This is a genomic window from Vibrio crassostreae (genome assembly GCF_041439375.1).
Classification (GTDB): Bacteria; Pseudomonadota; Gammaproteobacteria; order Enterobacterales; family Vibrionaceae; genus Vibrio; species Vibrio crassostreae_D.
Window position 1 is genome coordinate 65185 of the sequence record NZ_JBGONY010000003.1, and the last position, 26156, is coordinate 91340.

Annotated in this window: 25 protein-coding genes and 1 tRNA gene; 18 read left to right on the forward strand and 8 right to left on the reverse strand. The window is 44.8% G+C overall.

What is annotated here, in order from left to right; all coding sequences use genetic code 11:
* Positions 1 to 555: 555 nt before the first annotated feature.
* The 3 genes from ACED45_RS02435 to ACED45_RS02445 are packed head-to-tail and all read left to right on the forward strand — an operon-like array spanning position 556 to position 3278.
* Entirely contained in the window at positions 556 to 777 is a 222-nt protein-coding gene (locus ACED45_RS02435) for a FeoA family protein (RefSeq protein ID WP_060982221.1), read from the forward strand.
* The gene (gene feoB / locus ACED45_RS02440; RefSeq protein ID WP_285953149.1) at positions 778 to 3051 is read left to right on the forward strand and encodes a Fe(2+) transporter permease subunit FeoB; all 2274 of its coding nucleotides are present in this window, start codon (positions 778 to 780) and stop codon (positions 3049 to 3051) included. It begins immediately after the preceding gene.
* A complete protein-coding gene (locus ACED45_RS02445; protein ID WP_146492303.1) occupies positions 3048 to 3278 on the forward strand; it encodes a FeoC-like transcriptional regulator in 231 nt (76 codons plus the stop codon). The genes feoB and ACED45_RS02445 overlap by 4 nt, the downstream gene beginning before the upstream one ends.
* 64 nt (positions 3279 to 3342) lie before the next feature.
* Here ACED45_RS02445 and ACED45_RS02450 read toward each other — a convergent pair whose 3' ends face one another.
* The 3 genes from ACED45_RS02450 to argS all read right to left on the reverse strand — a co-directional run bounded on the left by ACED45_RS02450 (position 3343) and on the right by argS (position 6501).
* Entirely contained in the window at positions 3343 to 3870 is a 528-nt protein-coding gene (locus tag ACED45_RS02450; protein ID WP_371713256.1) for a YqhA family protein, read from the reverse strand.
* Between the two features lie 137 nt (positions 3871 to 4007).
* A complete protein-coding gene (locus tag ACED45_RS02455) occupies positions 4008 to 4436 on the reverse strand; it encodes an HIT family protein (RefSeq protein ID WP_371713257.1) in 429 nt (142 codons plus the stop codon).
* A 331-nt stretch (positions 4437 to 4767) separates the two neighbouring features.
* Complete coding sequence (gene argS / locus ACED45_RS02460; protein ID WP_371713258.1) at positions 4768 to 6501, reverse strand: arginine--tRNA ligase; 1734 nt, start codon at positions 6499 to 6501, stop codon at positions 4768 to 4770.
* 347 nt (positions 6502 to 6848) lie between these two features.
* Between argS and ACED45_RS02465 the strand changes: the two genes are divergently transcribed.
* Entirely contained in the window at positions 6849 to 7445 is a 597-nt protein-coding gene (locus tag ACED45_RS02465; protein ID WP_102433591.1) for a VOC family protein, read from the forward strand.
* 288 nt (positions 7446 to 7733) lie between these two features.
* Here ACED45_RS02465 and purU read toward each other — a convergent pair whose 3' ends face one another.
* Positions 7734 to 8567, reverse strand: a complete 834-nt coding sequence (gene purU, locus ACED45_RS02470) for a formyltetrahydrofolate deformylase (protein ID WP_048660881.1) — start codon at positions 8565 to 8567, stop codon at positions 7734 to 7736.
* A gap of 301 nt (positions 8568 to 8868) precedes the next feature.
* Here purU and ACED45_RS02475 point away from each other — a divergent pair, with 301 nt between their 5' ends.
* From ACED45_RS02475 to rnd, 8 genes are all read left to right on the forward strand, one after another.
* Complete coding sequence (locus ACED45_RS02475; protein ID WP_146492298.1) at positions 8869 to 9069, forward strand: hypothetical protein; 201 nt, start codon at positions 8869 to 8871, stop codon at positions 9067 to 9069.
* A 165-nt stretch (positions 9070 to 9234) separates the two neighbouring features.
* On the forward strand, positions 9235 to 11163 hold the full coding sequence (locus ACED45_RS02480; RefSeq protein WP_371713259.1) for an ATP-dependent DNA helicase: 1929 nt from the start codon (positions 9235 to 9237) through the stop codon (positions 11161 to 11163).
* A gap of 59 nt (positions 11164 to 11222) precedes the next feature.
* Positions 11223 to 11924, forward strand: coding sequence for a tRNA (adenosine(37)-N6)-threonylcarbamoyltransferase complex dimerization subunit type 1 TsaB (tsaB, locus tag ACED45_RS02485; RefSeq protein ID WP_048664625.1), 702 nt, complete (start codon positions 11223 to 11225; stop codon positions 11922 to 11924).
* Positions 11925 to 12042: 118 nt separating this feature from the next.
* On the forward strand, positions 12043 to 12348 hold the full coding sequence (locus tag ACED45_RS02490) for a hypothetical protein (RefSeq protein ID WP_017074520.1): 306 nt from the start codon (positions 12043 to 12045) through the stop codon (positions 12346 to 12348).
* Positions 12349 to 12387: 39 nt separating this feature from the next.
* A complete protein-coding gene (locus ACED45_RS02495; protein ID WP_048660838.1) occupies positions 12388 to 12948 on the forward strand; it encodes a Slp family lipoprotein in 561 nt (186 codons plus the stop codon).
* A 47-nt stretch (positions 12949 to 12995) separates the two neighbouring features.
* The gene (locus tag ACED45_RS02500) at positions 12996 to 13847 is read left to right on the forward strand and encodes an alpha/beta fold hydrolase (RefSeq protein WP_102433593.1); all 852 of its coding nucleotides are present in this window, start codon (positions 12996 to 12998) and stop codon (positions 13845 to 13847) included.
* A 106-nt stretch (positions 13848 to 13953) separates the two neighbouring features.
* Positions 13954 to 15648 carry a long-chain-fatty-acid--CoA ligase FadD gene (gene fadD, locus ACED45_RS02505; RefSeq protein ID WP_048664620.1) on the forward strand — a complete coding sequence of 565 codons (1695 nt, stop codon included), beginning with the start codon at positions 13954 to 13956 and terminating at the stop codon, positions 15646 to 15648.
* A 143-nt stretch (positions 15649 to 15791) separates the two neighbouring features.
* Entirely contained in the window at positions 15792 to 16910 is a 1119-nt protein-coding gene (gene rnd, locus ACED45_RS02510; RefSeq protein WP_102433594.1) for a ribonuclease D, read from the forward strand.
* A gap of 113 nt (positions 16911 to 17023) precedes the next feature.
* Here the strand turns inward: rnd and minE are convergent, their stop codons facing one another.
* Genes minE through minC form a run of 3 tightly spaced genes read right to left on the reverse strand, consistent with a single transcriptional unit; the run spans position 17024 to position 18790 of the window.
* Entirely contained in the window at positions 17024 to 17287 is a 264-nt protein-coding gene (gene minE / locus ACED45_RS02515) for a cell division topological specificity factor MinE (protein ID WP_004737949.1), read from the reverse strand.
* 6 nt (positions 17288 to 17293) lie between these two features.
* Positions 17294 to 18106, reverse strand: coding sequence for a septum site-determining protein MinD (gene minD / locus ACED45_RS02520; RefSeq protein WP_009848498.1), 813 nt, complete (start codon positions 18104 to 18106; stop codon positions 17294 to 17296).
* 21 nt (positions 18107 to 18127) lie between these two features.
* Entirely contained in the window at positions 18128 to 18790 is a 663-nt protein-coding gene (gene minC / locus ACED45_RS02525; RefSeq protein WP_017629530.1) for a septum site-determining protein MinC, read from the reverse strand.
* A gap of 220 nt (positions 18791 to 19010) precedes the next feature.
* Here minC and ACED45_RS02530 point away from each other — a divergent pair, with 220 nt between their 5' ends.
* From ACED45_RS02530 to ACED45_RS02550, 5 genes are all read left to right on the forward strand, one after another.
* Entirely contained in the window at positions 19011 to 19301 is a 291-nt protein-coding gene (locus tag ACED45_RS02530; RefSeq protein ID WP_017062372.1) for a YcgL domain-containing protein, read from the forward strand.
* Positions 19302 to 19331: 30 nt separating this feature from the next.
* Positions 19332 to 20330: a lytic murein transglycosylase gene (locus tag ACED45_RS02535; protein WP_102433616.1), complete on the forward strand. Its 999-nt coding sequence runs from the start codon at positions 19332 to 19334 to the stop codon at positions 20328 to 20330.
* A gap of 134 nt (positions 20331 to 20464) precedes the next feature.
* A complete protein-coding gene (locus ACED45_RS02540; RefSeq protein ID WP_080967320.1) occupies positions 20465 to 21385 on the forward strand; it encodes a LysR family transcriptional regulator in 921 nt (306 codons plus the stop codon).
* A gap of 205 nt (positions 21386 to 21590) precedes the next feature.
* Positions 21591 to 22790 carry a NupC/NupG family nucleoside CNT transporter gene (locus tag ACED45_RS02545; RefSeq protein WP_371713260.1) on the forward strand — a complete coding sequence of 400 codons (1200 nt, stop codon included), beginning with the start codon at positions 21591 to 21593 and terminating at the stop codon, positions 22788 to 22790.
* Positions 22791 to 22954: 164 nt separating this feature from the next.
* Positions 22955 to 24769 carry a cation:proton antiporter gene (locus ACED45_RS02550; RefSeq protein WP_371713261.1) on the forward strand — a complete coding sequence of 605 codons (1815 nt, stop codon included), beginning with the start codon at positions 22955 to 22957 and terminating at the stop codon, positions 24767 to 24769.
* 117 nt (positions 24770 to 24886) lie between these two features.
* Here the strand turns inward: ACED45_RS02550 and folD are convergent, their stop codons facing one another.
* Complete coding sequence (folD, locus tag ACED45_RS02555) at positions 24887 to 25744, reverse strand: bifunctional methylenetetrahydrofolate dehydrogenase/methenyltetrahydrofolate cyclohydrolase FolD (protein WP_017629535.1); 858 nt, start codon at positions 25742 to 25744, stop codon at positions 24887 to 24889.
* A gap of 211 nt (positions 25745 to 25955) precedes the next feature.
* On the opposite strand from folD, the gene ACED45_RS02560 reads away from it, so the two are divergent.
* A tRNA-Arg gene (locus ACED45_RS02560) sits at positions 25956 to 26032 on the forward strand.
* Positions 26033 to 26156: the final 124 nt, after the last annotated feature.

The following is a 26156-nucleotide window of genomic DNA, read 5'->3' on the forward strand; positions in this document are numbered from 1 at the left end:
GAGATACGAGATACGAGATACGAGATACGAGATACGAGATACGAGATACGAGATACGAGATATGAGATATGAGATAGTAGGAGGAGTTTAAAAAAGTTTGTAGGGTAAAACAAAAGGAAGAAAAAAAATATCGTGGCATAGCCGGGGGGACTATACCACGGGTGCCAATGACACCTTCGCTTGCTGCCGGAGTGATATGGCGAGCCACATCACCTCTGGAATAAAATTAAAGAGAAGGAATTTCTCTTCGATGGAGTAACTATACGTCTAGGTACTTATTTTACTTATAAAATTAACGACAGATGCCTATGAGAAAACCGACATTATCTTAAGTTATTGATAAATAATAATTTGTTATTGGTTTGGTGTTTTTGTACTAGTGAGGTAGTTCTCGTAGGTTGTTGAAAGTAACGTTTTTGACGTAAACGTTTTTAACGAAATTTACGAGTGTGTATTTTCGAAAACATTGATTTCACACAATAGAATTGTGGGCATGTATGTGTATCATAGCGTTAATAACAATCTTTCTCATTATCAGTCACGAATTGGGTACTTATGAAACTCTCACAACTAGAGCAAGGAAAGCAGGCTTCTATTGTTGCACTAACAGGTTTAACACCTGACGTAAGAAAAAAACTTATGGTCATGGGTATGTTGCCAAAAACTGAGGTGACGCTTATCCGCCGTGCGCCGATGGGTGACCCGCTTCAAGTTGAAGTGAGAGGTGTTTCTATCGCCATTCGTGAAAGCATTGCAGAACAAATCGAGGTTATCTAAATGGATTATCAAGTTCTTACCGTTGGTAACCCGAATAGTGGTAAAACAACACTGTTCAATGCACTGACTGGTGCCAAGCAGCATGTTGGTAACTGGGTTGGTGTAACCGTAGAAAAGAAAACGGGTTTGTACTCACACGCAGGTGACCAATTTCAGTTAACTGACTTGCCTGGTATCTACGCACTAGATAGTGGTAATGATGCAAATAGTATTGATGAGTCTATCGCGTCGCGAGCTGTTCTGACTCACCCTGCTGACGTGATCATTAATGTTGTTGATGCAAGTTGCTTAGAGCGAAGCTTATACATGACATTGCAATTGCGAGAGTTGGGTCGTCCAATGATCGTTGTATTGAACAAAATGGATGTATTAAAGCGTGAGCGTCAGGTGATTAACCTGAAAGCGCTAGAGAAAGAGCTAGGTTGCCCGGTTCTTAGCTTGTCTGCGAACGATAAAGGTCAAGTGGCTCGTTTCAAAGAGCGCCTGCATAAGCTTCTTGTTCAAGGTGTTAGCCTTGACCCTATCTCTATTAACTATGACGAAGCATTAGAAGCACTTATTCCTTCTGTTGAATCACACTTTGATGATGCTGATGTTTCTCACCGCGCGCTTGCGATTCGTGCTCTAGAAAATGATTACTTGGTGTTAAACGGTTTAGCTCCGCAAACACGTACTCAAATTGACAATGTGCGTCTTGGTGCCGAGTTTGATATCGACCTTGCGGTAGCAGACGCCAAATACACCTTCTTACACGACCTGTGTAAACGTGTTCGCCGTAGTGAAGGCAAACTCAGCCGTAATTTCACAGAGAAAGCTGACCAATTCATTCTGAACAAATGGGTCGGTATCCCTTTCTTCTTTGTCATCATGTACCTAATGTTCATGTTCTCTATCAATATCGGTAGTGCGTTTATCGACTTCTTTGATATTGGCGTTGGTGCAATATTGGTTGATGGTGGACACCATTTATTAGACGGACACCTACCAGTTTGGCTGGTTACTATTCTTGCAGATGGTATCGGTGGCGGTATTCAAACTGTTGCCACCTTTATTCCAGTTATCGCGGCGCTTTACTTGTTCTTAGCGGTGCTAGAAAGCTCAGGCTACATGGCGCGTGCTGCGTTTGTACTTGATAAAGTGATGCAAAAGATTGGTCTGCCGGGTAAGGCGTTTGTACCGTTAGTTCTTGGCTTTGGCTGTAACGTACCGTCAATTATGGCAACTCGTACACTTGACCAAGAGCGTGAGCGTAAGCTAGCTGCATCTATGGCGCCATTTATGTCATGTGGTGCTCGTCTACCTGTATACGCACTGTTTGCTGCGGCGTTCTTCCCTGGTGCTGGTCAAAACGTGGTATTTGCTTTGTACATCATGGGTATCCTTGCTTCTGTATTTACCGGTTTGTTCCTTAAAAACACTATCTACCCAGGTAGCAGCGACAGCTTAGTAATGGAAATGCCAGACTACGAGCTGCCAACTGTACAAAACGTGATGCTGAAAACGTGGCAAAAACTGAAGCGTTTCGTGCTTGGTGCAGGTAAAACGATTGTGGTTGTGGTAGCAATCTTAAGCTTCTTGAATTCTCTGGGTATGGACGGCAGTTTCGGTAACGAAGACAGTGAAAACTCAGTACTTTCTAAGGCAGCGCAAGTTGTGACTCCTGTATTCCAACCAATTGGTATTACAGAAGAAAACTGGCCAGCAACGGTAGGTATCATTACTGGTATCTTCGCGAAAGAAGCGGTAGTCGGTACGCTGAACAGCCTATACACAACGCCTTCTGATGAAGAAGCTGCTGAGTTTGATTTAGCGGCGAGCTTAGAAGAAGCTGTGATGACGATCCCTGAGAATCTAGCCGGTCTAAGCTACTCGGATCCTCTAGGTATTGAGGTTGGTGACTTAAGCGATTCAGGTGCTGTTGCCGAAGAGCAAGAGGTTGACTCATCTATCTTTGGTAACCTAAAAGACAAATTCGTTTCTGGTCATGCTGCATTTGCTTACTTAATCCTTATCCTGCTTTACACGCCTTGCGTGGCTGCGATGGGTGCTTACGTTCGTGAATTTGGTCAAATGTTTGCGCGATTCATTGCGGTTTGGACGATGGCGCTTGGCTACTTTGGCGCGACCTTCTACTATCAAGCGGCAAACTTTGCAGCCCATCCTGTGACTAGTGCTGTATGGATGGTAGCGATTGCAGGTGGCTTTGTGATCACCTATCGCGTGTTCAAGAAAGTCGGCAGTAAGCAAAAAGCATTAGAGGTGCAAGTCGCATGATTTTAACTGAACTCCATCAGTACATTGACAATCAAGGTGTAGCGGCTCGTAAAGAGATCGCCACGAAGTTTGGTATGAGTGAAGATGGTGTGGATGCGATGCTGAGTGTGTGGGTCAAGAAAGGGAAAATATCCCGTTTGGTCGACACCAATAAACATGGTCATACGACGCGTGTTCGCTACACCATTAGTAAACAAGATGGTTTATCGCTGAATGTGATGATGTAGTTCAGATCGCTTGAATAAAAAACCGCAGCTCTTTAGCTGCGGTTTTTTGTTTGTGCTTATCTACTTAGGACTCTTTGGTTCCGCCTAGGCCGAGAACTTTAAGACCGATACTAAGTAACAGTATTGATACAGGCAGGACAAGTATGTCCCATCCGATACTGTCGAAGTTGACGAGTACGAGCTCCAAAAACTTCACGAATAGAATGATGATAATCACTTCAGCCAAAATGTTTTTCAGATGGCCAATGTTGGGTGTTTTTATCCAGTTAAGCACTTTGTTCTTTTTGATCTGTTCATCATTTTTTGCCGCGTCACTTTTGTCTGAGATGAATAAAGTGAACACACCGTGAGAAAAGATGAAGAGTACAAAAGCAATCAGAAACGTATCTAGGGACTTAATTAAGTATGAGATCGCGATGTCTGTGGTGTCTAGATGTGCCAGTGATTCTGGCGGTACCTGGTTGAGCATAAAGATCGCAAAAGCAGAGTAGGTTTTGGTTGCTCCCATAGAAAACAAAAGCAGTGAAGCAAGCATAGAACAGATGATGGCGATCCAGCTGATATGACGAAATAAGTTGAAGGTTTGTTTCATGATGCTCTCTCTATGTTGTGTGCAAGAGAGTATACTCGGGAGTCTTTTTTGTGATAATGGTGTGTTTTTGTGAATTATTATTACATATTGGTAATAATGATAATGCCTAGAGGTTAGGCATTACCTTACTCACAACATTAAGCTTTTTTAAAGATAGAGCTTAGTGACAGCACATTCTGAATACGAGTCAGGATAGCTGTTTGATCTTCTTCACTGCGTTGTTCACCTTTAGTGTTTCCCCACACCGGGCCAGGCCACGCAATATCATCTTTGAAGCGTGCTATGTGGTGGATATGCAGTTGTGGAACCATGTTACCTAGTGCGCCTAGGTTGAGCTTATCTGGCTGGAACGTCGCTTCTAATGCTTGGCTTACTGCTTGAGATTCGTGTAAGAACTGCTGTTGTTCTTTCATTGGTAAGTGGTGCAACTCTTTCAGGTTGGCACGTTTTGGTACCAAGATAACCCAAGGTACAGCGCTGTCTTTACTTAGTAGTGCTAAGCACAATGGAAACTCGCCGATAAGCGTAGTGTCTTTTGCAAGTTGCGGGTGAAGTTCGAAGCCCATGATCTTTCCAATTAATTGTTTTAGTTGAGTATAAGGTTGGAATAGGAATGTGGCTAGCGCTTACGATCTCAATAAGCAGATTCCATATCACGTTCGTTCCTCATTGTAGAGGATGACGGGTGGGGAAATAGGTTTCGTCATCTCCTATAGCGACGAAGGAGCGGAGTAGGAGATCTCTGCGACGGAAGTCTGTGGGCAGCTCGATAGCTAAGTAAATATAACCTCCAAATAAAACAAAAGGTTGACGCTTTCACGCCAACCTTTCTAATTATCTCGAATCTCGAATCTCGAATCTCGAATCTCGAATCTCGAATCTCGAATCTCGAATCGCTTACATGCGTTCTAGAGTGTCGATACCTAGAAGCGATAGACCTTGCTTGATAGTCTTCGCTGTGAGTGCAGCAAGCTTCAGGCGGCTCTGCTTAACAGCTTCGTCTTCAGCAACTAGGATTGGGCATGCTTCGTAGAAGCTAGAGAATTGACCAGCAAGTTCGAACAGGTAGCTACACATGATGTGTGGTTGACCTTCACGAGCAACAGACTGTACCGCTTCTTCAAACTGTAGAAGTTTCGCGATAAGCGCTTTCTCTTTCTCTTCCGTGATTTTGATTTCACCTGCAAGAGAGTCCATAGAAATACCAGCTTTAGCAAATACAGAAGCAACACGAGTGTATGCGTACTGCATGTACGGTGCAGTGTTACCTTCGAATGCAAGCATGTTGTCCCAATCGAACACGTAGTCAGTTGTACGGTGCTTAGAAAGGTCTGCGTACTTAACCGCTGCCATAGCAACCGTGTTAGCGATCACTTTCTTCTCGTCTTCTGCTAGTTCTGGGTTCTTAGATTCGATCAGTTGTGCTGCACGAACTTCTGCTTCATCAAGAAGATCAGCAAGACGAACAGTACCGCCTGCACGAGTCTTGAATGGCTTGCCGTCTTTACCTAGCATCATGCCGAACGCGTGGTGCTCAAGAGAAACAGATTCTGGGATGTAACCTGCTTTACGAACGATAGTCCAAGCTTGCATTAGGTGTTGGTGCTGACGTGAGTCGATGAAGTAAAGTACGCGGTCTGCGCCTAGCTCTTCAAAACGGTATTTTGCACAAGCAATGTCGGTTGTTGTGTATAGGAAGCCGCCGTCACGTTTCTGGATGATAACGCCCATTGGGTCACCATCTTTGTTTTTGTATTCGTCTAGGAATACAACTTGTGCGCCGTCATCTTCTTTAGCAAGACCTTGCTCTTTCAGATCCGCAACGATAGTTGGCAGCATGTGGTTGTACATGCTTTCGCCCATTACGTCATCACGTGTTAGAGATACGTTTAGACGATCGTAGTTGCGTTGGTTTTGAATCATTGTAACGTCAACAAGCTTCTTCCACATCTCTGCGCAGAACTCGTCGCCGCTTTGCAGTTTCACAACGTAGCCACGTGCTTTAACTGCGAACTCTTCGTCTTCATCGTAAAGCTTTTTAGACTCACGGTAGAAGCCTTCAAGGTCAGCAAGTTCCATTGAAACTTCGCCAGACTCGGCCTGAACGCGCTCAAGGTTTGCGATAAGCATACCAAATTGAGTACCCCAGTCACCGATGTGGTTAGCACGGATAACGTTGTGGCCTAGGAATTCTAGAGTACGAACAACTGCATCACCGATGATAGTTGAACGTAGGTGACCAACGTGCATTTCTTTAGCAACGTTTGGTGCAGAGTAATCCGCAACAATAGTTTGCGTTTCAGCAACTGCAACACCAAGGCGAGAGTCAGCCAATGCTGCGTCTGCTTGTTTTGCTAGGAAAGCTTCATCTAGGAAGATGTTTAGGAAACCCGGACCTGCGATTTCAACTTTAGACGCGATACCGTCTAGGTTTAGAACGTCCAATACTTTTTGAGCAAATTCTCGTGGGTTAGTGCCTAGTCGTTTAGCAACGCCCATAACGCCGTTTGCTTGGTAGTCACCAAACTGTGGTTTTGCAGATTGACGAACAGCAGCAGGAGAGCCTGCAGGTGCGCCAGCGGCTTCTAGAGCCTGAGATACTTTGTCATTAATAAGTGCTTGGATATTCACACGCGTTTCCTTCAATTCAAGGATGATAAGAGTGGCCGTTAATTCTTGGTCATTAAACTGGTTAATTATGCTTCTAGTTAACGATTTAATGCCAAAATCAGCAGCAGACTCTGTTTAAGTTCACAGAAATGGCGGTAATCATACCAATTTTGTGGGGTTTCTTATAGGTCGAATTGATAGAAAATTAACATTTCCTGAGTGGTTTTTGACAATCGACTTTTACCAAGACGCGTTTGCATGTTTAAGGATCGGAAAGAACATAGTTATTGAGTATCTTTTGTAAAAGCAACGCTTGTTGCAAAAGGCAAAACTGATAACATGCAGCCATTATTTGGAGAACGCAGACAATGATGATGAGCCTGAAGCAAGCTGAACTAGAACCACAACAAATGATCGCCCGCCTTGATACCTTTATGGCAAAAATCGAGAACCTAGGAAATACACTGGGTTTAGATTTAAGCTTTGCTCAAGCGGATCATATTGCGCTGCGAGTCAATGACACTGAGTTAGCCAAATCTGCGCATCAAGCATGGTCTGAGTACGGCTCTACCATTTCAGAGGCGATGATCAATGGTCGTCCAATTGTGGTGTTGGCTTTCGATGAACCCTTGCAAAGCCTTGGCTGGAAAATTGAATGCTTGGAGTTGCCATATCCAGCAGAAGGTAAGATTTACCCAAGCCAAGATTGGGAACATGTAGAGTTTGTGATTCCGTCTCATGCCCAAACGGCTGATGAGTATCTAGCGGATCTTAAAGAAACTTACCCGCAGTTCGCTGCTAACTTTGAAACGCTGGCTGAGCAAGGTATTAAGATCAAACTCTCTAGTCCGAAAGGCGAGGGGGAACGCTTGAATAACCCAACAGTGGCTTTTAAACATCAAGGGATTTGCATCAAGCTGCACCCACACTCACTTAAGCGTATTGTTGAATCTGAACAGGCTTAATTTGAGTAGAGAGTCGCTAGGAAAAGATTCCTGAACTCGCCTAGGCTCGTCGGAATGACGGATGTGGGCTAGGCTTGTGCCTTACAATCATTCGGTTTGAGTGGATTGTTTCCGAGCCATAGTTTTTGCTAGCTAGAGAACGACGTCATTCCCGATAGCGACGAAGGAGCGTAGTCGGGAATCTCTTAAAGTTACCCTGAACATTAAATATAAAAAACGCGCAGTGGGTTAACCCTATTGCGCGTTTTTTATTGGATTCTAGCTGGAAGTCGAACTTAAATTAGCAACTTACAGAATCACAGTCTTGTTGCCGTAAACAAACACGTGATCATTGATCACCTTGTTTAGCGCCTTACTCAATACGTTCTTCTCTACGTCACGACCCGCTTGCGCCATGTCTTTCGCGCTGAAGTTGTGATCCACTGGAATAACGTCTTGCTTAATGATCGGTCCTTCATCGAGATCATTAGTCACGAAGTGTGCCGTTGCACCAATGATCTTTACGCCACGCTCATACGCTTGTTGGTATGGCTTCGCACCGATAAACGCTGGCAAGAAGCTGTGGTGGATATTGATGATCTTGTGGTTGTATCTTTCAACAAATCCCGGAGTCAGTACTCGCATGTACTTAGCCAAAACAAGGTAATCAGCCTCGTATTGGTCAATCACTTCTAGCATCTTCTTCTCATGCTCTTCACGGTTTAGCCCTTCGTGAGAAACATGGTGGTAAGGGATGTCAAAACGCTCGGTTAGGCTTTGTAGAATGTCATAGTTGCCAACCACTGCTGCGATTTCCACGTCTAAACTGCCATCGAAGTTCTTCATTAGAATGTCGCCAAGGCAGTGCGCCTCTTTGGTCACGAGTATCACAACACGCTTGCGAGATGAATCAACAAGTTTACGCTTCGTATTTTGTGGCAGCGCCTGGTCTAAATCGGCAAGCAAGGTTTCGTCATTGAAATACCCTTCAAGCTCGGTGCGCATAAAGAAGTGGCCACTTGTGTTATCTACGAACTCATTGTTGTGAATAATATTGAGTTGGTGCTTATAACAAATGTTGGTGATCTTAGAGATGAGGCCCGGGGCGTCAGTACAATGTGTTAATAAAGTTTTTCTTTCCATCTGCATCTTACTTCCATGAAATGTTGCACTTGTTATATGAAATCGGGATTCTTCAAATTTAATGCAGGCTGTCGAACGGTGAACTGAGCCGCAATATCACCGTTATAATTAATCTATTATCAATTTGGTTTCAACAAATTCTGCTGCTGATTTATCGCTTTGATAAATTGTTTGATATAGAAATATCAGTTTTTAGATAGAAAAACAGGCAGAAGCTTCATTTTTTAAAGTTTTGACCGTAGTACGCATTTGAACTTCAACCGAGGCATTTACGCCTTGGCCAAAAATAGAGGTGATACTTATGGATAAAGAGTTATTAGCCAAAAAACTGTACTGCAAGCGAGTGAATTCATTGGCGGGTGGCACTGAGTTAGATGGTAATGTTCTAGATGAAATGTGGGAAAGCAAGACCTCGCCAACCGATGCTGTGAAGGCCATGCAACCTTGTGATAACCATTTTGAAGGCGCCTCTTGGTTGTCACGTTATCTAAGTCGAAAATAAAAATGACTCTCTAATTCTTACTTCTTCAGTTCTTACCTTTAAGGTAACTCAAGTCACGTCAAACTAAACCAAACCAAACACCTCCGGTGCGAAGTCATTCTTGATTCGCGCCGGCTCACTAAACCTGCCATAATTCGTCTTCTATTTTTCTAAACTTCGTACTCTATGATATCTAAAACGTTTTCTGCTGATGGTGCTCTGGGTAAAGCGATCCCAGGGTTTCAGCCACGACAAGCTCAGCTAGACATGGCTGAAGCGGTTTCACAAGCTATTGAGCAACAGAGCCAATTAGTTGTTGAAGCGGGAACGGGTACCGGTAAGACCTTTGCTTACTTAGTGCCAGCGCTGCTTAGTGGCAAGAAAACCATCATTAGTACGGGGTCTAAAAACCTTCAAGAACAGCTGTTTCACCGAGATTTACCATTGATGGTCGATGCGCTTGGCTTTTATGGTCAGGTTGCGTTACTTAAAGGGCGTTCAAACTATTTGTGTTTGGACAGACTCAGCCGTCAAATGATCGAGAGTCATGGTGCTCATACCGATCCAACACTGCTGGCTCAGTTAGTCAAAGTTCGTAGTTGGTCGTCATCCACTCAAACGGGGGATTTAGGCGATTGTGATGATATCGCTGAAGACAGCCCAATCATTCCTACGATTACTTCCACTAACGACAACTGCTTAGGTAAAGAGTGCCCAAGCTACACCGATTGCTTTGTGCTTAAGGCGCGTAAAAAAGCGATGGATTCGGATGTGGTTGTTGTAAACCATCACCTATTCTTAGCGGACTTAGCGATTAAAGAAACCGGGTTCGGTGAGCTAATCCCAGAAGCAGACGTGTTTATCTTCGATGAAGCCCATCAGCTTCCCGATATTGCCAGCCAATACTTTGGTCAGTCCGTGTCGAGCCGACAGATTAATGAGCTCGCTAAAGACATCGAGATCGCCTACCGAACCGAAGCGAAAGACATGCGTCAGTTACAAAAGGTGGGGGACAGGCTTGTTCAGTCAGCTGCCGACCTACGCATTGTGTTGGGCGATACCAGCTTTCGTGGTAACTGGCGTGAAGCACTAAAGTCTGAGTCAATTGCACGAGAACTTGTTCGTCTACAAGATGCGTTGCAACTGGCCGTCGATGTATTGAAGCTAGCATTGGGTCGAAGCCAACTGTTAGACACCGCTTTTGAACGTGCGAACATGATTAAGTCACGCATTGAACGTGTGTGCGATGTGTCGATTACGGGTTACTCCTATTGGTATGACACAACACCAAGGCAATTCGCTTTGCACATCACACCACTGTCGGTTGCGGATAAATTCCATGAGCAAATCGAACTTAAACCGGGCGCTTGGGTATTTACCTCAGCAACCTTGGCGGTGTCAGATGATTTCGACCACTTCACCTCTCGACTTGGCTTAAAGCCGTCGGCTCAGTTTTCACTGCCGAGTCCATTTGATTATCCGAATCAGGCACGTTTATGTGTGCCTCGTTATCTTCCAGAACCCAATAGTCCGGGTTTGGCGGATAAGTTAGTTCGAATGCTGACTCCGGTGATTGAGCAAAACCAAGGCCGCTGTTTCTTCTTGTGTACTTCACACAGCATGATGAAAGAGTTGGGTGAGCGATTCCGAGAAACCCTCACTGTACCAGTCCTATTACAAGGTGAGACAAGCAAGCAAAAAACCTTAGCCGAGTTCATGGAATTAGGTAACGCATTGCTCGTAGCTACAGGTGCTTTCTGGGAAGGGATAGATGTTAGGGGCGACGCATTAAGCTGTGTTATCATCGATAAATTGCCCTTTACCGCCCCTGATGACCCTTTACTTAAGGCTCGAATCGAGGACTGTAAGTTAAAAGGGGGTGATCCTTTTGCACAGGTACAGTTGCCAGACGCCGTGATTACCTTGAAACAAGGTGTCGGCCGATTGATACGTGACAAGCGCGATAATGGCGCTTTGATTATTTGCGATAACCGATTGGTGACTCGCGATTACGGTGGCATATTTTTGGCGAGTTTACCGCCTATCCCACGTACCCGTGACTTAGGGGTCATTAAAGAATTCTTAGCTAAAGACCATTCAATCGCTGCTGAGTAATTGGCATTGTTGAGCTTAGCCATTATTTTTAGATTAGATAACAGATATTTGAGACACAAATGAGCGCGAAAATTCTTGCAGTAGATACCGCAACTGAAAACTGTTCAGTTGCATTAGTAATGGGTGACCAGGTGTTCGCACGTAGCGAAGAGGCTCCTCGAGACCATACAAAAAAAATTCTACCTATGGTTGATGAAGTACTGAAAGAAGCGAATGTCGCTTTAACCGATATTGATGCTATCGCGTTTGGCCAAGGCCCAGGCAGTTTCACGGGTGTACGTATTGGTATTGGTATTGCTCAAGGCTTGGCTTTTGGTGCGGATTTACCGATGATCGGTGTCTCTACACTGGCTGCGATGGCGCAGGGCAGCTACCGTAAATTTGGTGAAACTCATGTTGCGACAGCGATTGATGCGCGTATGAGTGAAGTGTACTGGGCTCGTTACAGCCGTGAAGAAGATGGCCGCTGGACTGCGGTTGATGCAGAGTGTGTTACACCACCAAGTGAGTTGGCTGCGCAGCTTGAAGCGGACTCTGAAACATGGGCAAAAGTAGGTACAGGTTGGGAAGCGTACGCAGAACATATGGATACTCTAGCGATCAACACCAAAGCATGTGAAGTACTATTCCCAGAAGCTCAAGATATGGCTTTCCTTGCTCAATTCGCTTATGCAGAAGGCAAGGCGGTTGCAGCTGAAGAGTCTGAGCCTGTTTATCTTCGTGATAAAGTGACTTGGAAAAAACTGCCTGGTCGTGAGTAAGTAAAAAAATACTAGGGCGTGTGGTTGCACGCCTGAAGTTGGCTCTATTGCTTAGCTGTAGAGTCGAGATTAACGTTAGATACAACATCATAAAAATCAGGTACAAAATTCTTTAAGCATGGTTTCAATAAACGGCTTACCTCCTTCTTCGATAGGCAATACATCCAAAACCAATCGAACCAATAAAAAGAATGAGGTAAAAAAAGGCGATGCAAAAACCTCAGTTGGTCAGCCAACTAAGGTCGCGAATGCTGTCTCGCATTCCATTCGCCAAGTCAAAGAATCTGAGATTCACAAAGCTCAGGTTCAGTATGATCTTCCAGAAGGGCGTGGTCGACGTGCGATGGAAGAGTATATGGATGTGATGAATCAAGCTAAAAAAGAGGAACTTGCGAAGCTTATTGGAGTCGATATTTACATCTAGCTTTGTGCTTTTATTTATCCTGTTCTAAGGACCAGCATTATGTTTTCTCTCATTTCTAAATCTCGCTTATTCTTCCTTATCGCTTTCTCTTCGATGGTGATGGGGTGCTCCTCGCTACCTCAAGAACTTAATGCAAACTCTGAACAAGTGGTCACCGATTACCAAGAGTGGGTTAACACAGTGCCTGATGCGGGTGACGTTCGCTTGGGTGGCGTGATTGCTAAAGTGACCAACTTGAAAGATAAGACTCGAGTTGAAGTGGTTAATTTACCTATTTCAAGCAATGGTAAGCCAGATATTGACGCCGAGCCCAAAGGGCGTTTTGTTGGTTACATTGATGGCTACGTTGAACCATTGAGCTTTGCTGAAGGCCGCTTAGTCACTTTAGTTGGCACATCAAATGGCACTGAAGATGGCACCATTGGTGACTACCCTTACACCTTCCCAGTCATGAATGTCTACAATCAACGTTTATGGCAGATCACTGAGCGAGTGGTTATCAACGATTTTGCGCCGAACTATTACTCTTGCCGCAGTTTGCATTGTCGCAGTTTTCAAACCATGCCTAAGTCAGGGCGTGTGATTCAAGATGTGGAATAGTCGAACCTAACCCCGACACACTTAACGATAGGGACAACTTAAAATCAATGATTGAAAAGTCATACTCCCTTGCGAGCGGGACGCTTGCCACACAACAGATAGGCAACCCACAAACGACCGCAACGACGGTCGTTTTTATTCATGGGTGGTTGGATAATTCGTCCAGCTTTAATCAGGTTATGCAGCAAGTCGCCAAGTTTGCTCCCAATGCTCACCTTGTTGCTATCGATCTCTTCGGACACGGCTTCTCGTCGCATAAATTGGGAAGTTACTACCCATTTCATGATTATATTGATGACTTGCATCAGTTGGTGACTAAATTATCGCCAAACAGACTGGTACTGGTAGGACATTCACTTGGTGCATTGATAGCAAGTTGCTATAGTGCCGCCTTTCCTGAAAAGGTGTCAGGATTAATTCAAATTGAAGGTCACGGACCTCTTTCTGAAGCTCCCCACGAAACAGTCTCTCGCTTGAGGGATGGGGTACTCAGTCGTCTTCGACAGCGAAGAAAGCCTTCACGTCCTTTGGCAAGCCTTGAGGATGCTATTAAGCTGAGAGCTCACGCCAACCAAATTAATGCTGAATTAATCGCTCCTATTGTTGAGCGAGGTATTGTCGAGTTCGAGAACTCTTGGCAATGGCGATGCGACCCTAATCTAAAATGTGACTCGTTATATCGAATGTCACAGGCGCACGCTGAAGCGATTATGGCGGCTATTGAATGCCCTCAATTAATAATCCTAGGGAATGGTGGATTCCGACATTTGCAGCATAATCGCTACAAATCAGTGCATAGTCCTCTGCATATAGAGACTGTTCCGGGCGGACATCATTGTCATTTAGAGAGCCCAGAGCTAGTTTCAGAGCTAATTCTTGGTGTAGTTAACAAAATTTAAACAAGTGTTTGAGCCTTTTAGTGCTCATGCACTAAAGCTGTGCTGTAATACCGCAATGATAAAAAGCGGCGAAGCAGTCGTCAGCTGATAAACGAGGAGTAACATCGTGGATAAACCTTGGCTTTCACGTTATCCAAGTGACGTACCAGAAACGATCAACCCAGATCAGTACCCATCTCTTGTAGAAATGTTTGAACAGTCGGTACAGAAGTACGCAGACCAACCTGCATTCGAGAACATGGGCTCGATTATGACATTCCGTAAGCTAGAAGAGCGCAGCCGTGCTTTTGCCGCTTACCTGCAGAATGACTTGAAACTGAAGAAGGGCGATCGCGTCGCGCTAATGATGCCAAACCTACTGCAATACCCAATTGCACTGTTTGGTGTATTGCGTGCCGGTATGATTGCAGTGAATGTCAACCCACTGTACACACCTCGTGAGCTTGAACATCAACTGAACGATTCTGGTGCAAAGGCGATTGTTATCGTATCTAACTTTGCGAGCACGCTAGAGAAAGTGGTTGATAACACGCCGGTTAAACACGTAGTTCTAACTAGCCTAGGGCAAATGCTGCCACGCGCGAAAGGTACAATTGTCGATTTCGTAGTGAAGTACGTAAAAGGCATGGTGCCTAAGTATGACCTGCCGGGTGCTATTTCATTCAGAAAAGCACTGCACAAAGGTCGCCGTCTTCAGTATGTGAAGCCGTTTATGGCGGGTGATGACATTGCATTCCTACAGTACACGGGTGGTACAACGGGTGTAGCTAAGGGCGCAATCCTAACGCACCGCAATATGATTGCGAACGTACTTCAAGCGAAAGGGGCTTACGGTCCTGTTCTGCAAGAAGGCCGCGAGTTGGTTGTAACAGCACTGCCGCTTTACCACGTATTTGCACTGACCGTGAACTGCTTACTGTTTGTTGAGATGGGTGGTCGTAACCTTCTAATTACTAACCCTCGTGATATTCCAGGTTTCATTAAAGAGCTACAAAAGGTTCCGTTTACCGCGATTACTGGCGTAAATACCCTGTTCAATGCGTTGGTAAATAACGAAGATTTCCATGAATTGGATTTCAGTAACATGCGTTTATCTGTTGGCGGCGGCATGGCGGTTCAACGCGCTGTTGCTGAGCAATGGAAGAAAGCAACAGGCGTTCACCTATTGGAAGGCTATGGGTTAACCGAGTGTTCACCACTGGTAACGGGTAACCCATACGATCTAAAAGACTACACAGGTGCAATCGGCCTACCTGTACCATCGACAGAAGTTCGTATTGTTGATGATGAAGGGAAAGTAGTAGGCAATGACCAAGTGGGTGAATTGCAGGTTCGTGGCCCTCAAGTGATGCAAGGTTACTGGCAGCGCCCTGAAGCGACTAAAGAAGTGATCGATCAAGACGGTTGGCTATCTACAGGTGACATCGTTAAGTTTGATGACGAAGGCTTGTTGTACATCGTAGACCGTAAGAAAGACATGATTCTTGTGTCTGGATTCAACGTTTACCCGAACGAGATTGAAGACGTAGTGGCTCTGCATGGCAAAGTGTTAGAAGTAGCAGCTATCGGCCAGCCTCATGAAGTGTCTGGTGAGTTAGTTAAGATCTACGTGGTTAAGCGTGACCCTAGCCTAACCAAAGAAGACATTATCGCGCACTGTCGTGAGCACCTAACGGGTTACAAGATCCCTAAATTAGTCGAGTTCAGAGATGATCTTCCAAAGACTAACGTAGGTAAGATCTTACGCCGCGTACTGCGTGAAGAAAACGATGCAGAACTTGCGAAACGCGCTAGCAAATAATTAGCCCGTTTACGCGAAAGTACTGCACCATAACCATTGAGGCGCTTAATCTAAGCGAGCGCTGAAAAATGGTGTTAGAATGCCGACAGTTAATGTCGGCATTTTTGTATCCGGCGATCAAATAGAAACCAGTGAGAGTTTTTGTGGATTATCAAATCATTACCCAATTGAAAGACCTTGAGCGAGTTTGCCAACAAGCACGTGAAGCCGATGTCGTTATGCTTGATACGGAGTTCGTTCGTACAAGAACCTATTACCCTCAATTAGGCTTGATTCAGTTATTTGATGGTGAAACGCTGTCACTGATTGACCCTATTGCTCTTGGTGAAATGACACCATTTGTTGGATTGTTGAAAGATGCTTCTGTTCTGAAAGTACTGCACGCTTGCGGTGAAGATTTGGAAGTGTTCCAGAACGCATTCGGTTGTACGCCAACTCCAATGGTCGACACACAGATCATGGCGGCTTTCTTGGGTCATGGTTTATCAACAGGCTTTGCTGCTCTGGTTTCAGAGTTTGTCGGTGTCGATCTCGATAAGAGTGAATCTCGCACTGACTGGCTAGCGCGTCCGCTTTCTCAAAAGCAATTGGACTACGCGGCGGCAGATGTGCATTACCTGATGCCAATGTACAACAAGCTTCTTGAAAAAGTGATGGAAGCTGGCTGGTGGGAAGCGGCTCAACAAGAGTCTGATTTACAAGTTGCCAAGCGCATCCGTAAAGTAAACCCAGATACTGCCTACCTTGATATTAAAGGGGCATGGCAGCTTAAACCTAAGCAGCTAGCGATCTTACGACCTCTAGCAACTTGGCGTCTAAAAGAAGCAATCAAGCGCGATTTAGCGCTGAACTTTGTCTTCAAAGAACAAGACCTATGGGCTGTGGCTCGTTTCGCGATGAAAGATCCTAAGCACATGGAGCAAGAAGGTTTTGATTACCGCTCTGTACGCCGCCATGGTGCGAAGATTAGCTCAATCGTTAAGTTGGCGGAACACACGCCTGAAGAAGAGTACCCAGCACCAGTAGAACGTTTAATGGACTTCCCTGGCTACAAGCAACTTTTCAAAGTGCTGAAAGATGAAGTGAAAACAGCATCACAGCACAGCGGTTTGGCTACGGAATTCTTAGCATCTAAGAAGCAACTTAACCAAGTGTTAAGCTGGGTGTGGAAGCACGATCGTAACCCAGAAAAACTGCCTGATGTTATGCAAGGCTGGCGTTTAGATCTGGTTGGCGAAAAGCTGAATAAAGCGATTAAGTAACCTGTTCTTGTTCTAAGAGTTAGCCAGCTACAGATATAAAATGCAGACACAAAAAAGAGAGCCTAGGCTCTCTTTTTTATTTAATCTGCTGACTACTTACAAGATAACGAAGATCACTTATCGTCTTCTGGTAGCTTAACATTCAGCTCTAATACTGAGATGTCGTCATCTTTGTGTTCGAACGTCAGATCAACCATTGATGGATCTACCTCAACGTACTTTGCAATACACTTCAAGATGTCTTCTTTCAGTTGCGGTAAGTACGATGGAGCAGGGTCGTCATGACTGCGGCGCTCAGCAACAATGATCTGCAAACGCTCTTTGGCTAGGTTTGCGGTCGTCTTTTTCTGTGGTCTGAAAAACTCTAGTAATGACATTGCGTATTAGCCCCCGAACAGTCTTTTGAAGATGCCTTTCTTCTGTTCCGTTAAGAAACGGAAGTCCACTTGGCTACCTAGTAGTCGCTCTACAGTATCATTGTAAGCCATACCTGCGTCGGTTGCTTCGTCAAAGATAACTGGAACACCCTTGTTCGATGCATTCAGTACCGCTTGGCTCTCTGGAATCACGCCCAGTAGAGAGATGTGTAGGATCTCTTCAACGTCTTCAACACTTAGCATCTCACCTTGAGTTACGCGTGCTGGGTTGTAGCGAGTCAGTAGAAGGTGTGTTTTCACTGGCTCTAAACCGTCTTCTGAACGACGAGATTTAGAGTCAAGAATACCTAGAATACGGTCTGAGTCGCGTACAGAAGAGACTTCAGGGTTAGTCGTTACAATCGCTTCATCAGCAAAGTACAACGCCATTAGAGCGCCTTGTTCGATACCCGCAGGAGAATCACAGATGATGAAATCAAAGCCCATTTCATCTAGCTCATCAAATACGCGACGAACACCGTCTTTGGTTAGTGCATCTTTATCACGAGTTTGAGAAGCAGGAAGAATGAACAGGTTCTCTGTGCGCTTGTCTTTGATCATCGCTTGGTTCAGCGTAGCTTCACCATTGATAACGTTAACGAAATCGTAAACGACACGACGCTCACAACCCATGATTAAATCTAGGTTACGCAGACCGATATCAAAGTCGATAACTGCGGTTTTCTTCCCTTTTAAAGCCAGACCTGAGGCAATAGCTGCACTAGAGGTCGTTTTGCCTACCCCGCCTTTACCTGACGTTACAACGATAATGCGTGCCATTCTGTTTTCCTTTTATTTCTCTTATATTGCGAGGACGTCAACGTGTAATACATCGTTTGCCATACTGAACATGGTTTTCTTCTGCCAGTACTCGCTTTCAATTTGATCGCTGAGCCAGTAATTTCCCGCAATGGAAACCAGCTCGGCTTGTAAATCATTACAAATTATTTTTGCTTCAGTTTGACCACTTGCACCTGCAATCGCGCGGCCGCGTAATGTGCCATGTATATGGATGCTGCCATCGGCAATCACTTCTGCACCCGCACTCACATGGCTAAGGATCAACAGATCGCCATCTTTCGCATAAACCTGCTGACCAGAACGAATTGGGGTTCGAACCACCTTAATCGGCGCCATCTTAGCCGGTGCTTGCGATGGAGATTTACTTGCCGTCATGACTGCAAAGCCCGCTTCTTTCGCTAGATTTTGCATACGCTTATCAGAACAGCCAGCCACGCCAACCGGGATCATGCCCGCTTGAGAGATACCATTTTTCAGTTGCACAAAATCGATATCGCCTGCGACTTTACTGATGTTGATAACAACAGGCGCGGCGGCGAAAAACGTAGGTGCTTGGTCTACCTTCTCTTGAAGAAAAGACACTGCATTTTCGACTTGATCATCGGATAAGTGCAAAACAGATAGCGTAAAGCTGCTACCTTTTAGATCTGGGTTACTAGACATCGAAAAACTACAGGACCTCAATAGCGAATTGGTACAATTTCTTTATCAATAAAATAAAGGGCATTGCCTGAAACTAGGTTTATCATGTTATATTCCCAAACCAAGCACAGCAAGTAATCTTGTTGTCAAATGGACGTTTTGTTCCCAATATTTCCCTAACATAAACTATTGATCTCGCAAGTGAGAGTTTTGTAGTCATAATCAATTAAAAAGGTTTGTCATGCTGTGTTCTATATATAAAAGCTCAAAGAAAGAAGGAACATACCTTTATATCCCTAAGAAGGATGATTTTTCACAAGTTCCTGACGCATTGATGCAAATGTTTGGTAAACCTAGTTTTGTAATGGTAATTAAAATGGATGGCCGTAAACTGGCTCAAGTGAACATCGAAAAAGTGAAAGAATCACTGAATACCGATGGTTTCTTTTTGCAGGTTCCGCCACCACCAGTTAACGAACTTGAGCTTCATAAAGAGCGTAAAGCTCAACAGAAATCTCAAGACGAAGAGTGATAGCCACCTCAATTCAAGGAGGAGTGATTGTTGAGTAAATTTTCGAAAACCATATTGGCTGTGTCGGCATTACTATTGGGTAATAGCTTGACCATTAGCTCAGTGCACGCTGAAGAATTGAGCTTCGAACAATATGTAGAAAAACTAAAGCAACAAGGCCGTGAAGAAGGCATCTCTGAAACGATCATTGATGAAGCCTTTGATGGTGTAACGTTTAAGCCAAGAGCGGTGAAAGCCGACAAGAATCAACCTGAGAAAAAACTGACTCTGGATGAATACATTCCACGAGCAGTGCCTGATTGGAAAGTGAAGCAAGCCAGATCACTTTATAAGAAGCATTACACAGCGCTAAAGCGTATTGGTGATGAATATGGTGTTCAACCAAGATTCATTGTCGCGCTATGGGGTGTTGAGAGTAACTTTGGTAAGTTCACTGGTAACTACAGTGTTATCGATGCGCTAACGACCATGGCTTACGAAGGACGCAGAGAAGCGTTTTTCCGCAGCGAAGCGATGGCGGCGTTGAAGATTCTTGATCAAGGCCATATTGCACCAAAAGAGATGAAAGGCTCTTGGGCGGGCGCAATGGGTCAGCCTCAATTTATGCCAAGCTCATTCTTAGCATATGCGGCTGATGGTAATGGCGACGGTAAGAAAGACATTTGGGGCACTGAAGAAGACGTATTTGCTTCAGCGGCAAATTATCTCAGCCAATCAGGATGGGATGACAAATATACTTGGGGTCGTCAGGTTCATGTTCCGTCATCTGTGTCGATCGATTTACAAGGTCGAACTGAAGACAAAGCGAAATACTTAAAAGAGTGGTCTGAACTCGGTATTAAGCGTTATGACGATCGCCCACTGCCAACACTTGATGAAGACATTAAAGCTTGGTTAATCATGCCGGATGATGAAACCGGACGTTCGTACCTCATTTATAACAACTACAATGTGTTAATGAAGTGGAATCGTTCTTACTACTTTGCTTTGGCAGTAAGCCACCTAGCCGACAGAATTAAGTTTGATTAATTGGCATAGCTTGCTTTGATAGCATTTGGCCTACCATAGGCAGAACGAACTAAAGGACTCTTCGGAGTCCTTTTTGATTTTATATTTTAGAGATTTGAGAAGGTGGCCTTGTGCTAACAGATAGAGCTGCACAGATGGTGATATTCCATGCGTTAATTAAGCATGAAGGCTTTACCAGTGCTGCAAAGAGCTTAAATGTTTCAGTGTCTCATATCAGCAAGCAAGTCGCTTTGCTTGAAGACTCGATAGGAATCAAGCTGGTGCAAAGGACGACACGAAGCCTCACGCTTACCGAAGCGGGAGACGTGTTCTATCAACACTGTGAGCAGCTGTTTAACACGGTGAAATCAGCTCAGATGGATATGGACAGCCAGCGCGATGATATCTCTGGAATACTGCGCGTCGGTTTGTCGCAGTCATTTGGCACGCTGCATATCATTCCCGCGATCGACCAACTCAGACAGCTTTACCCACAGCTGAGAATCGAGGTTCACTTGTTCGATTATAAGGTGGATATGATTGAAGAGCGTTTGGATCTCTGGATCACCAACAATGAAGACTTGCCTGAAGGTTACATTGCGCAGCGATTAGCCGACAGCCAGTTTGTAGTGGCTGCATCACCGGATTATCTGATTAAGGCCGGGACGCCGCATGTGCCTTCTGATCTGATTGACCACAATTGCCTTATCTATCGCAGCCGAGAGCGAGATTACACATCGTGGGCGTTTGATAACGGGCAAGAAAACCTTAGTGTTAAAGTCGCGGGCGATTACTCAGTCGATTTGGCTGAGGCTGTACGAGACGCAGCAGTATCAGGGTGGGGTGTTGCTTATTTGGCGACTTACTTAGTGAAAGAAGAGTTTAGAACGGGTAAGTTGATTCAAGTATTACCAGAGTGGAGAGCCAGTCAGCTGATGCCATTCTATGCTGTTTACCCAAGCAGAAAGAACATGCCGAAGAAGCTTTCAGCGGTGATTGAGTTCATTAAAGATCATATAGGGTCGCCGACGTATTGGGACAAAAACCTCAAAACTTGTGTTGAACTGCATCGCTAACTGTTTCCTAATCTATAAATATAATTTCCATATGGAAAAAGTACGCTTTTTAATCAAAGTTAATTATTAAAATTCAATAACTTAATTATACTCATAGTTAAACCTTGATTACCCCAACATCACGTTAACAACCTCAGCTTGCCGCAAACGATTTCCTCTATAGAATGCGTCGCCTTTCCTATCTATAACTTTTAGGTTGACGCACATGGCTTCCCTACTTGGAATTATCACTATTTTAGTTGCCGCTTGGTTACTATCTACGGACAGAAAAAATATTCCACTAAGAACAGTCTCTTTGGCTTTCTTATTACAAATCTCATTCGCGCTGTTGGTTCTGTATGTACCAATGGGTAAAGAAGCGTTGAATGCAGCCACAGGTGCGGTATCTAGCTTGATCAACTACGGTCAAGAGGGGATTAACTTTCTATTTGGTGGCCTAACGAATAACGGATTTGTTTTCGCGATTAATGTTCTTGGCATCATTATCTTTTTCTCTGCATTGATTTCAGGTTTGTACCACATTGGCTTTATGCCAAAGGTGATCAACCTTATTGGTGGTGCGCTACAGAAGTTCTTGGGTACAGGTCGTGCAGAATCACTGTCTGCGACTGCCAATATCTTTGTCGGCATGATTGAAGCGCCATTGGTGGTTAAACCTTACCTAAAGCACATGACGGATTCACAACTGTTTGCTGTGATGGTGTGTGGTTTGGCTTCTGTAGCTGGTGGTACGTTAGTGGGTTATGCATCTCTTGGCGTTGACTTAAACTTCCTGATCGCTGCGGCATTCATGTCTGCACCAGCCGGTCTACTGATGGCTAAAATCTTAGTACCTGGCAGCCCAGATGACGCTCAAGAAAATATTGAGTCTGATGTAGAAATTCCACGAGCAACAAACGTAGTTGAGGCAATGGCAGATGGGGCTATGTCTGGACTTCGTATTGCCGTTGCAGTGGGTGCAACACTTCTTGCCTTTATCAGTGTGATTGCAATGCTGAATGGCTTGCTAGGTATTGTTGGTGGCTGGTTTGGCGTAAACCTAAGCTTCGAACTTATCCTAGGTTATGTGTTTGCACCCGTTGCATGGCTAATCGGTGTACCGTGGTCTGAGGCTGTGGTTGCAGGTTCATTGATCGGTAACAAGATTGTCGTGAACGAGTTCGTGGCTTTCATCCAACTAATGGATGCTAAAGAGGCACTGAGTGAGCACTCTCAAGCGATCGTAACTTTTGCTCTATGTGGCTTTGCTAACATCTCTACCATGGCAATTTTGATCGGTGGTTTGGGTAGCTTAGTTCCAGAGCGTCGCTCTTTCATCTCAAAATATGGCTTCAAAGCAATTTGTGCGGGTGTGTTTGCTAACTTGATGAGTGCAGCGATTGCTGGTGTTGTACTTTCTCTGTAGCTAACTGATCATGACTTTACTCTCCCTATAGTAAAGTGACTGATTAATCACAATAATATTCGGTTAGCGTGAAAAAGAGAGCCTATAGTGTAAGAACGTAGGCTTTCTTATTTCATTGAATAGTTTGTACCACAGGGTGTGGTGCAAACCTTTTAGGGGCACAAATGGATTTGTCGATTACTTCTTCTTTGGCGTTAATTGGACTCTTGTCTTTAGCTTGTCAGCTGCTCGGTTGGCGTTTACGTCTTCCCGCGATTCTTCCTCTCCTTATCGTCGGCCTATTGTTAGGTCCTGGCTTGAATATCTTAAATCCCGATGCCATTTTTGGTGATGTGTTGTTTCCTATGATTTCATTAGGGGTTGCCATCATCCTGTTTGAAGGGGCATTAACCCTAAATTTTAAAGAAATCAGAGGCCATGGCCGGATGGTGACTCACCTCGTGAGTTTCGGTATGTTGATTACCTGGGCCTGTATCGTGGTGGGTGCTTACTACTTTGTGGACTTTAGTTGGCCGTTAGCCGCATTGTTTGGTGCATTAGTCGTGGTAACTGGCCCAACGGTGATCGTACCCATGCTTCGCAGTATTCAGCCTAAATCTTCTCTAGGCAGTATCTTGCGATGGGAGGGGATAGTGATTGATCCCATTGGCGCTCTGTTTGCTGTTCTGGTTTATGAATACATCGTCTCTTCGGCCGACCCTACAGGACATGTACTTTCAGCTCTGGGACTAACCTTAACCATTGGTTTAGGTTTAGGGATCATCGGTGGCTATTTGATTGCCAAGATGCTGCAAGGGCATTGGGTACCGCACTATTTACGTAATGTGGCTGTATTGACGCTAATGCTCGCTGCGTTCTCTTTCTCGAATGACTTGAGTGAAGAATCGGGTTTATTAACCGTGACCATCATGGGGATCTGGCTTGCCAACGTGAAAGGCTTGGATATCGAAGACATCATCGAATTCAAAGAAACCCTGACCGTATTACTCATTTCAGCGTTGTTTATTCTGTTAGCGAGTAGACTCGATTCAGGAACCTTCCTCTCGATAGGTTGGGGCGGTATTGGTTTATTAGCGGTGGTTATGCTGGTGGCTCGCCCGTTAAGTGTGTGGATCAGCGGGATCGGCACGGATCTTACCTCTGCGGATAAATGGTTTTTGAGCTGGATGGCGCCGCGCGGGATCGTTGCAGCCGCGGTTTCTTCTCTGTTTGCAATCAAGCTTCAAGAAAAACAATTAATAGAAGGCGCAGACCTGCTGGTACCAATGGTGTTCTTGATCATCATCGGTACAGTTGTGATTCAAAGCCTCACCGCGAGTTGGTGGACAAGAAGGCTAGGTGTGACTCAAGAGAAGGCACAAGGCGTTATCTTCTTTGGTGCGACTCAGTTTTCACGCCAGTTTGCCAAAGTATTGGCGACACACAACATCAATAGTGTGCTTGCCGATACCAACTGGGAAAGCATTCGCTTAGCACGCATGGATAACTTGAATGTCTACTTTGGTAACCCAGCTTCGAGTCACGCTGAAAATAATCTGGAATTGGATGGAGTAGGGCGTGCGATGATCGTCTCGCCTTATCGTCAAACCAACCCATTAGTTAGCATGCACTATCAAGACGAGTTTGGTGAAAATAAGGTGTTTGAGCTTGAGTCATCAGAGAATAAACATGAAAGGCATCAGGTGAACCGCGATGGCAACAGAAGCTTGTTTTCGGAAGGAGTTACCTATTCCAAGCTTAACTCGTTGATGGCTCAGGGTAGCCAAATTAAAAGTACAGGTTTGACCGAGGCATTTGATTTAAACGAGTTTAACGCGCTGTACCCTAAAGCCATTCCTCTTGGGGTGATTACTGGCGGTGATTTCCGTTTAATTACACAAGGATCTGAGTTGGAAAAACTCATATCAACGGAGTGTGAGCTTATTAGTTTATTACCGCCTTCTGAACAGACGGAAAAAGTCGAGAATCCAGATAAGTAGCGAATAGCAGTGCATCAAAAGCGAGTCGCCCTGTTTCAAAACGAATGTCTAAGTATCAAAAAAGCCGCAGCGTTCATCACGTTGCGGCCTTCTAATTTTATTTATATGCGCTGCGGATTACTTCGAGTGAAATTGCTCACAAGCGATCATGGTGTTCTCGATTAGGCTCGCCACCGTCATTGGACCAACACCACCCGGTACAGGCGTGATGAAGCTTGCGCTTTCTTTCGCTACGTCGTATTCAACGTCACCCACTAGTTTGCCAGATTCCAAACGGTTGATACCCACATCGACCACAACAGCGCCTTTCTTGATCCAAGCACCTGGAATGAAGTTTGGCTTACCTACTGCAACTACAACAACGTCTGCTTGACGCACGTGGCCTTCAAGGTCTTTGGTGAAGCGGTGACATGTTGTCGTTGTACAACCTGCTAGAAGGAGCTCTAGCGTCATTGGGCGACCTACGATGTTTGATGCGCCAACGACAACCGCGTGCTTACCACGTAAATCGATGTTGTAACGGTCAAGCAGCGTGATGATGCCTTTTGGCGTACAAGAGCGAAGCTTAGGCATACGCTGAGCCAAACGGCCGACATTGTATGGGTGGAAGCCATCAACGTCTTTTTCTGGCGTGATACGCTCAAGAACGTGAGTGCTATCAATACCAGCAGGTAGAGGCAGTTGAACCAGAATACCGTCGATCTCTGGGTCTTGGTTCAGTTGGTCTACCAGTGTTAACAATTCGTCTTCTGTCGCAGTGGCTGGCAAGTCGTAAGATTTAGACACGAAGCCAACTTCTTCACACGCTTTACGCTTACTTCCAACGTAAACCTGAGAAGCAGGGTCTTCACCCACTAAAACAACCGCTAGGCCCGGAGCGCGTAATCCAGCTTCAGTACGAGCTTTTACACGTGCAGCAACTTCGGAGCGAACCGTTTGAGAAATTAGCTTTCCATCAATATTTTGAGCAGTCATGAATTTCCTTAGTATTGATATTCAAGTTAGTGGCTGATGTTTTTGGCGCATTATTCCAGAAAATCTTTTTGATTACCATCAAGCAAACGTTTGCTTTGTTCTATTTTCCAACACTTATATGTTTGTTGCCCTTTTTTTACTCACTTAGATCAGAATGTTACATAAAGCCGTTGCTTTACTGATTCGAATTCGTATAATTCGTTCCTGTAGCGCGCCCTTAGCTCAGCTGGATAGAGCACCTCCCTTCTAAGGAGGTGGTCGAAGGTTCGAATCCTTCAGGGCGTGCCATTATTTAAAGAAACCCGATAACTCTCCGAGTTGTCGGGTTTTTTGCTTTCTTACCATAATAAAAATACTCTTCTCAAAGCGCCACTCATTTCCCCGCGTTATTCATTTCATTCGGCTCATGTAA

Excerpts from the sequence above, each read along its gene's own strand:
- ACED45_RS02435 (WP_060982221.1), top strand. The coding sequence starts at position 556 with ATGAAACTCTCACAACTAGAGCAAGGAAAGCAGGCTTCTATTGTTGCA.
- feoB (WP_285953149.1), top strand. The coding sequence starts at position 778 with ATGGATTATCAAGTTCTTACCGTTGGTAACCCGAATAGTGGTAAAACA.
- ACED45_RS02445 (WP_146492303.1), top strand. The coding sequence starts at position 3,048 with ATGATTTTAACTGAACTCCATCAGTACATTGACAATCAAGGTGTAGCG.
- ACED45_RS02450 (WP_371713256.1), bottom strand. The coding sequence starts at position 3,870 with ATGAAACAAACCTTCAACTTATTTCGTCATATCAGCTGGATCGCCATC.
- ACED45_RS02455 (WP_371713257.1), bottom strand. The coding sequence starts at position 4,436 with ATGGGCTTCGAACTTCACCCGCAACTTGCAAAAGACACTACGCTTATC.
- ACED45_RS02465 (WP_102433591.1), top strand. The coding sequence starts at position 6,849 with ATGATGATGAGCCTGAAGCAAGCTGAACTAGAACCACAACAAATGATC.
- purU (WP_048660881.1), bottom strand. The coding sequence starts at position 8,567 with ATGGAAAGAAAAACTTTATTAACACATTGTACTGACGCCCCGGGCCTC.
- ACED45_RS02475 (WP_146492298.1), top strand. The coding sequence starts at position 8,869 with ATGGATAAAGAGTTATTAGCCAAAAAACTGTACTGCAAGCGAGTGAAT.
- ACED45_RS02480 (WP_371713259.1), top strand. The coding sequence starts at position 9,235 with ATGATATCTAAAACGTTTTCTGCTGATGGTGCTCTGGGTAAAGCGATC.
- tsaB (WP_048664625.1), top strand. The coding sequence starts at position 11,223 with ATGAGCGCGAAAATTCTTGCAGTAGATACCGCAACTGAAAACTGTTCA.
- ACED45_RS02490 (WP_017074520.1), top strand. The coding sequence starts at position 12,043 with ATGGTTTCAATAAACGGCTTACCTCCTTCTTCGATAGGCAATACATCC.
- ACED45_RS02495 (WP_048660838.1), top strand. The coding sequence starts at position 12,388 with ATGTTTTCTCTCATTTCTAAATCTCGCTTATTCTTCCTTATCGCTTTC.
- ACED45_RS02500 (WP_102433593.1), top strand. The coding sequence starts at position 12,996 with ATGATTGAAAAGTCATACTCCCTTGCGAGCGGGACGCTTGCCACACAA.
- minE (WP_004737949.1), bottom strand. The coding sequence starts at position 17,287 with ATGTCATTACTAGAGTTTTTCAGACCACAGAAAAAGACGACCGCAAAC.
- minD (WP_009848498.1), bottom strand. The coding sequence starts at position 18,106 with ATGGCACGCATTATCGTTGTAACGTCAGGTAAAGGCGGGGTAGGCAAA.
- minC (WP_017629530.1), bottom strand. The coding sequence starts at position 18,790 with ATGTCTAGTAACCCAGATCTAAAAGGTAGCAGCTTTACGCTATCTGTT.
- ACED45_RS02530 (WP_017062372.1), top strand. The coding sequence starts at position 19,011 with ATGCTGTGTTCTATATATAAAAGCTCAAAGAAAGAAGGAACATACCTT.
- ACED45_RS02540 (WP_080967320.1), top strand. The coding sequence starts at position 20,465 with ATGGTGATATTCCATGCGTTAATTAAGCATGAAGGCTTTACCAGTGCT.
- ACED45_RS02545 (WP_371713260.1), top strand. The coding sequence starts at position 21,591 with ATGGCTTCCCTACTTGGAATTATCACTATTTTAGTTGCCGCTTGGTTA.
- ACED45_RS02550 (WP_371713261.1), top strand. The coding sequence starts at position 22,955 with ATGGATTTGTCGATTACTTCTTCTTTGGCGTTAATTGGACTCTTGTCT.
- folD (WP_017629535.1), bottom strand. The coding sequence starts at position 25,744 with ATGACTGCTCAAAATATTGATGGAAAGCTAATTTCTCAAACGGTTCGC.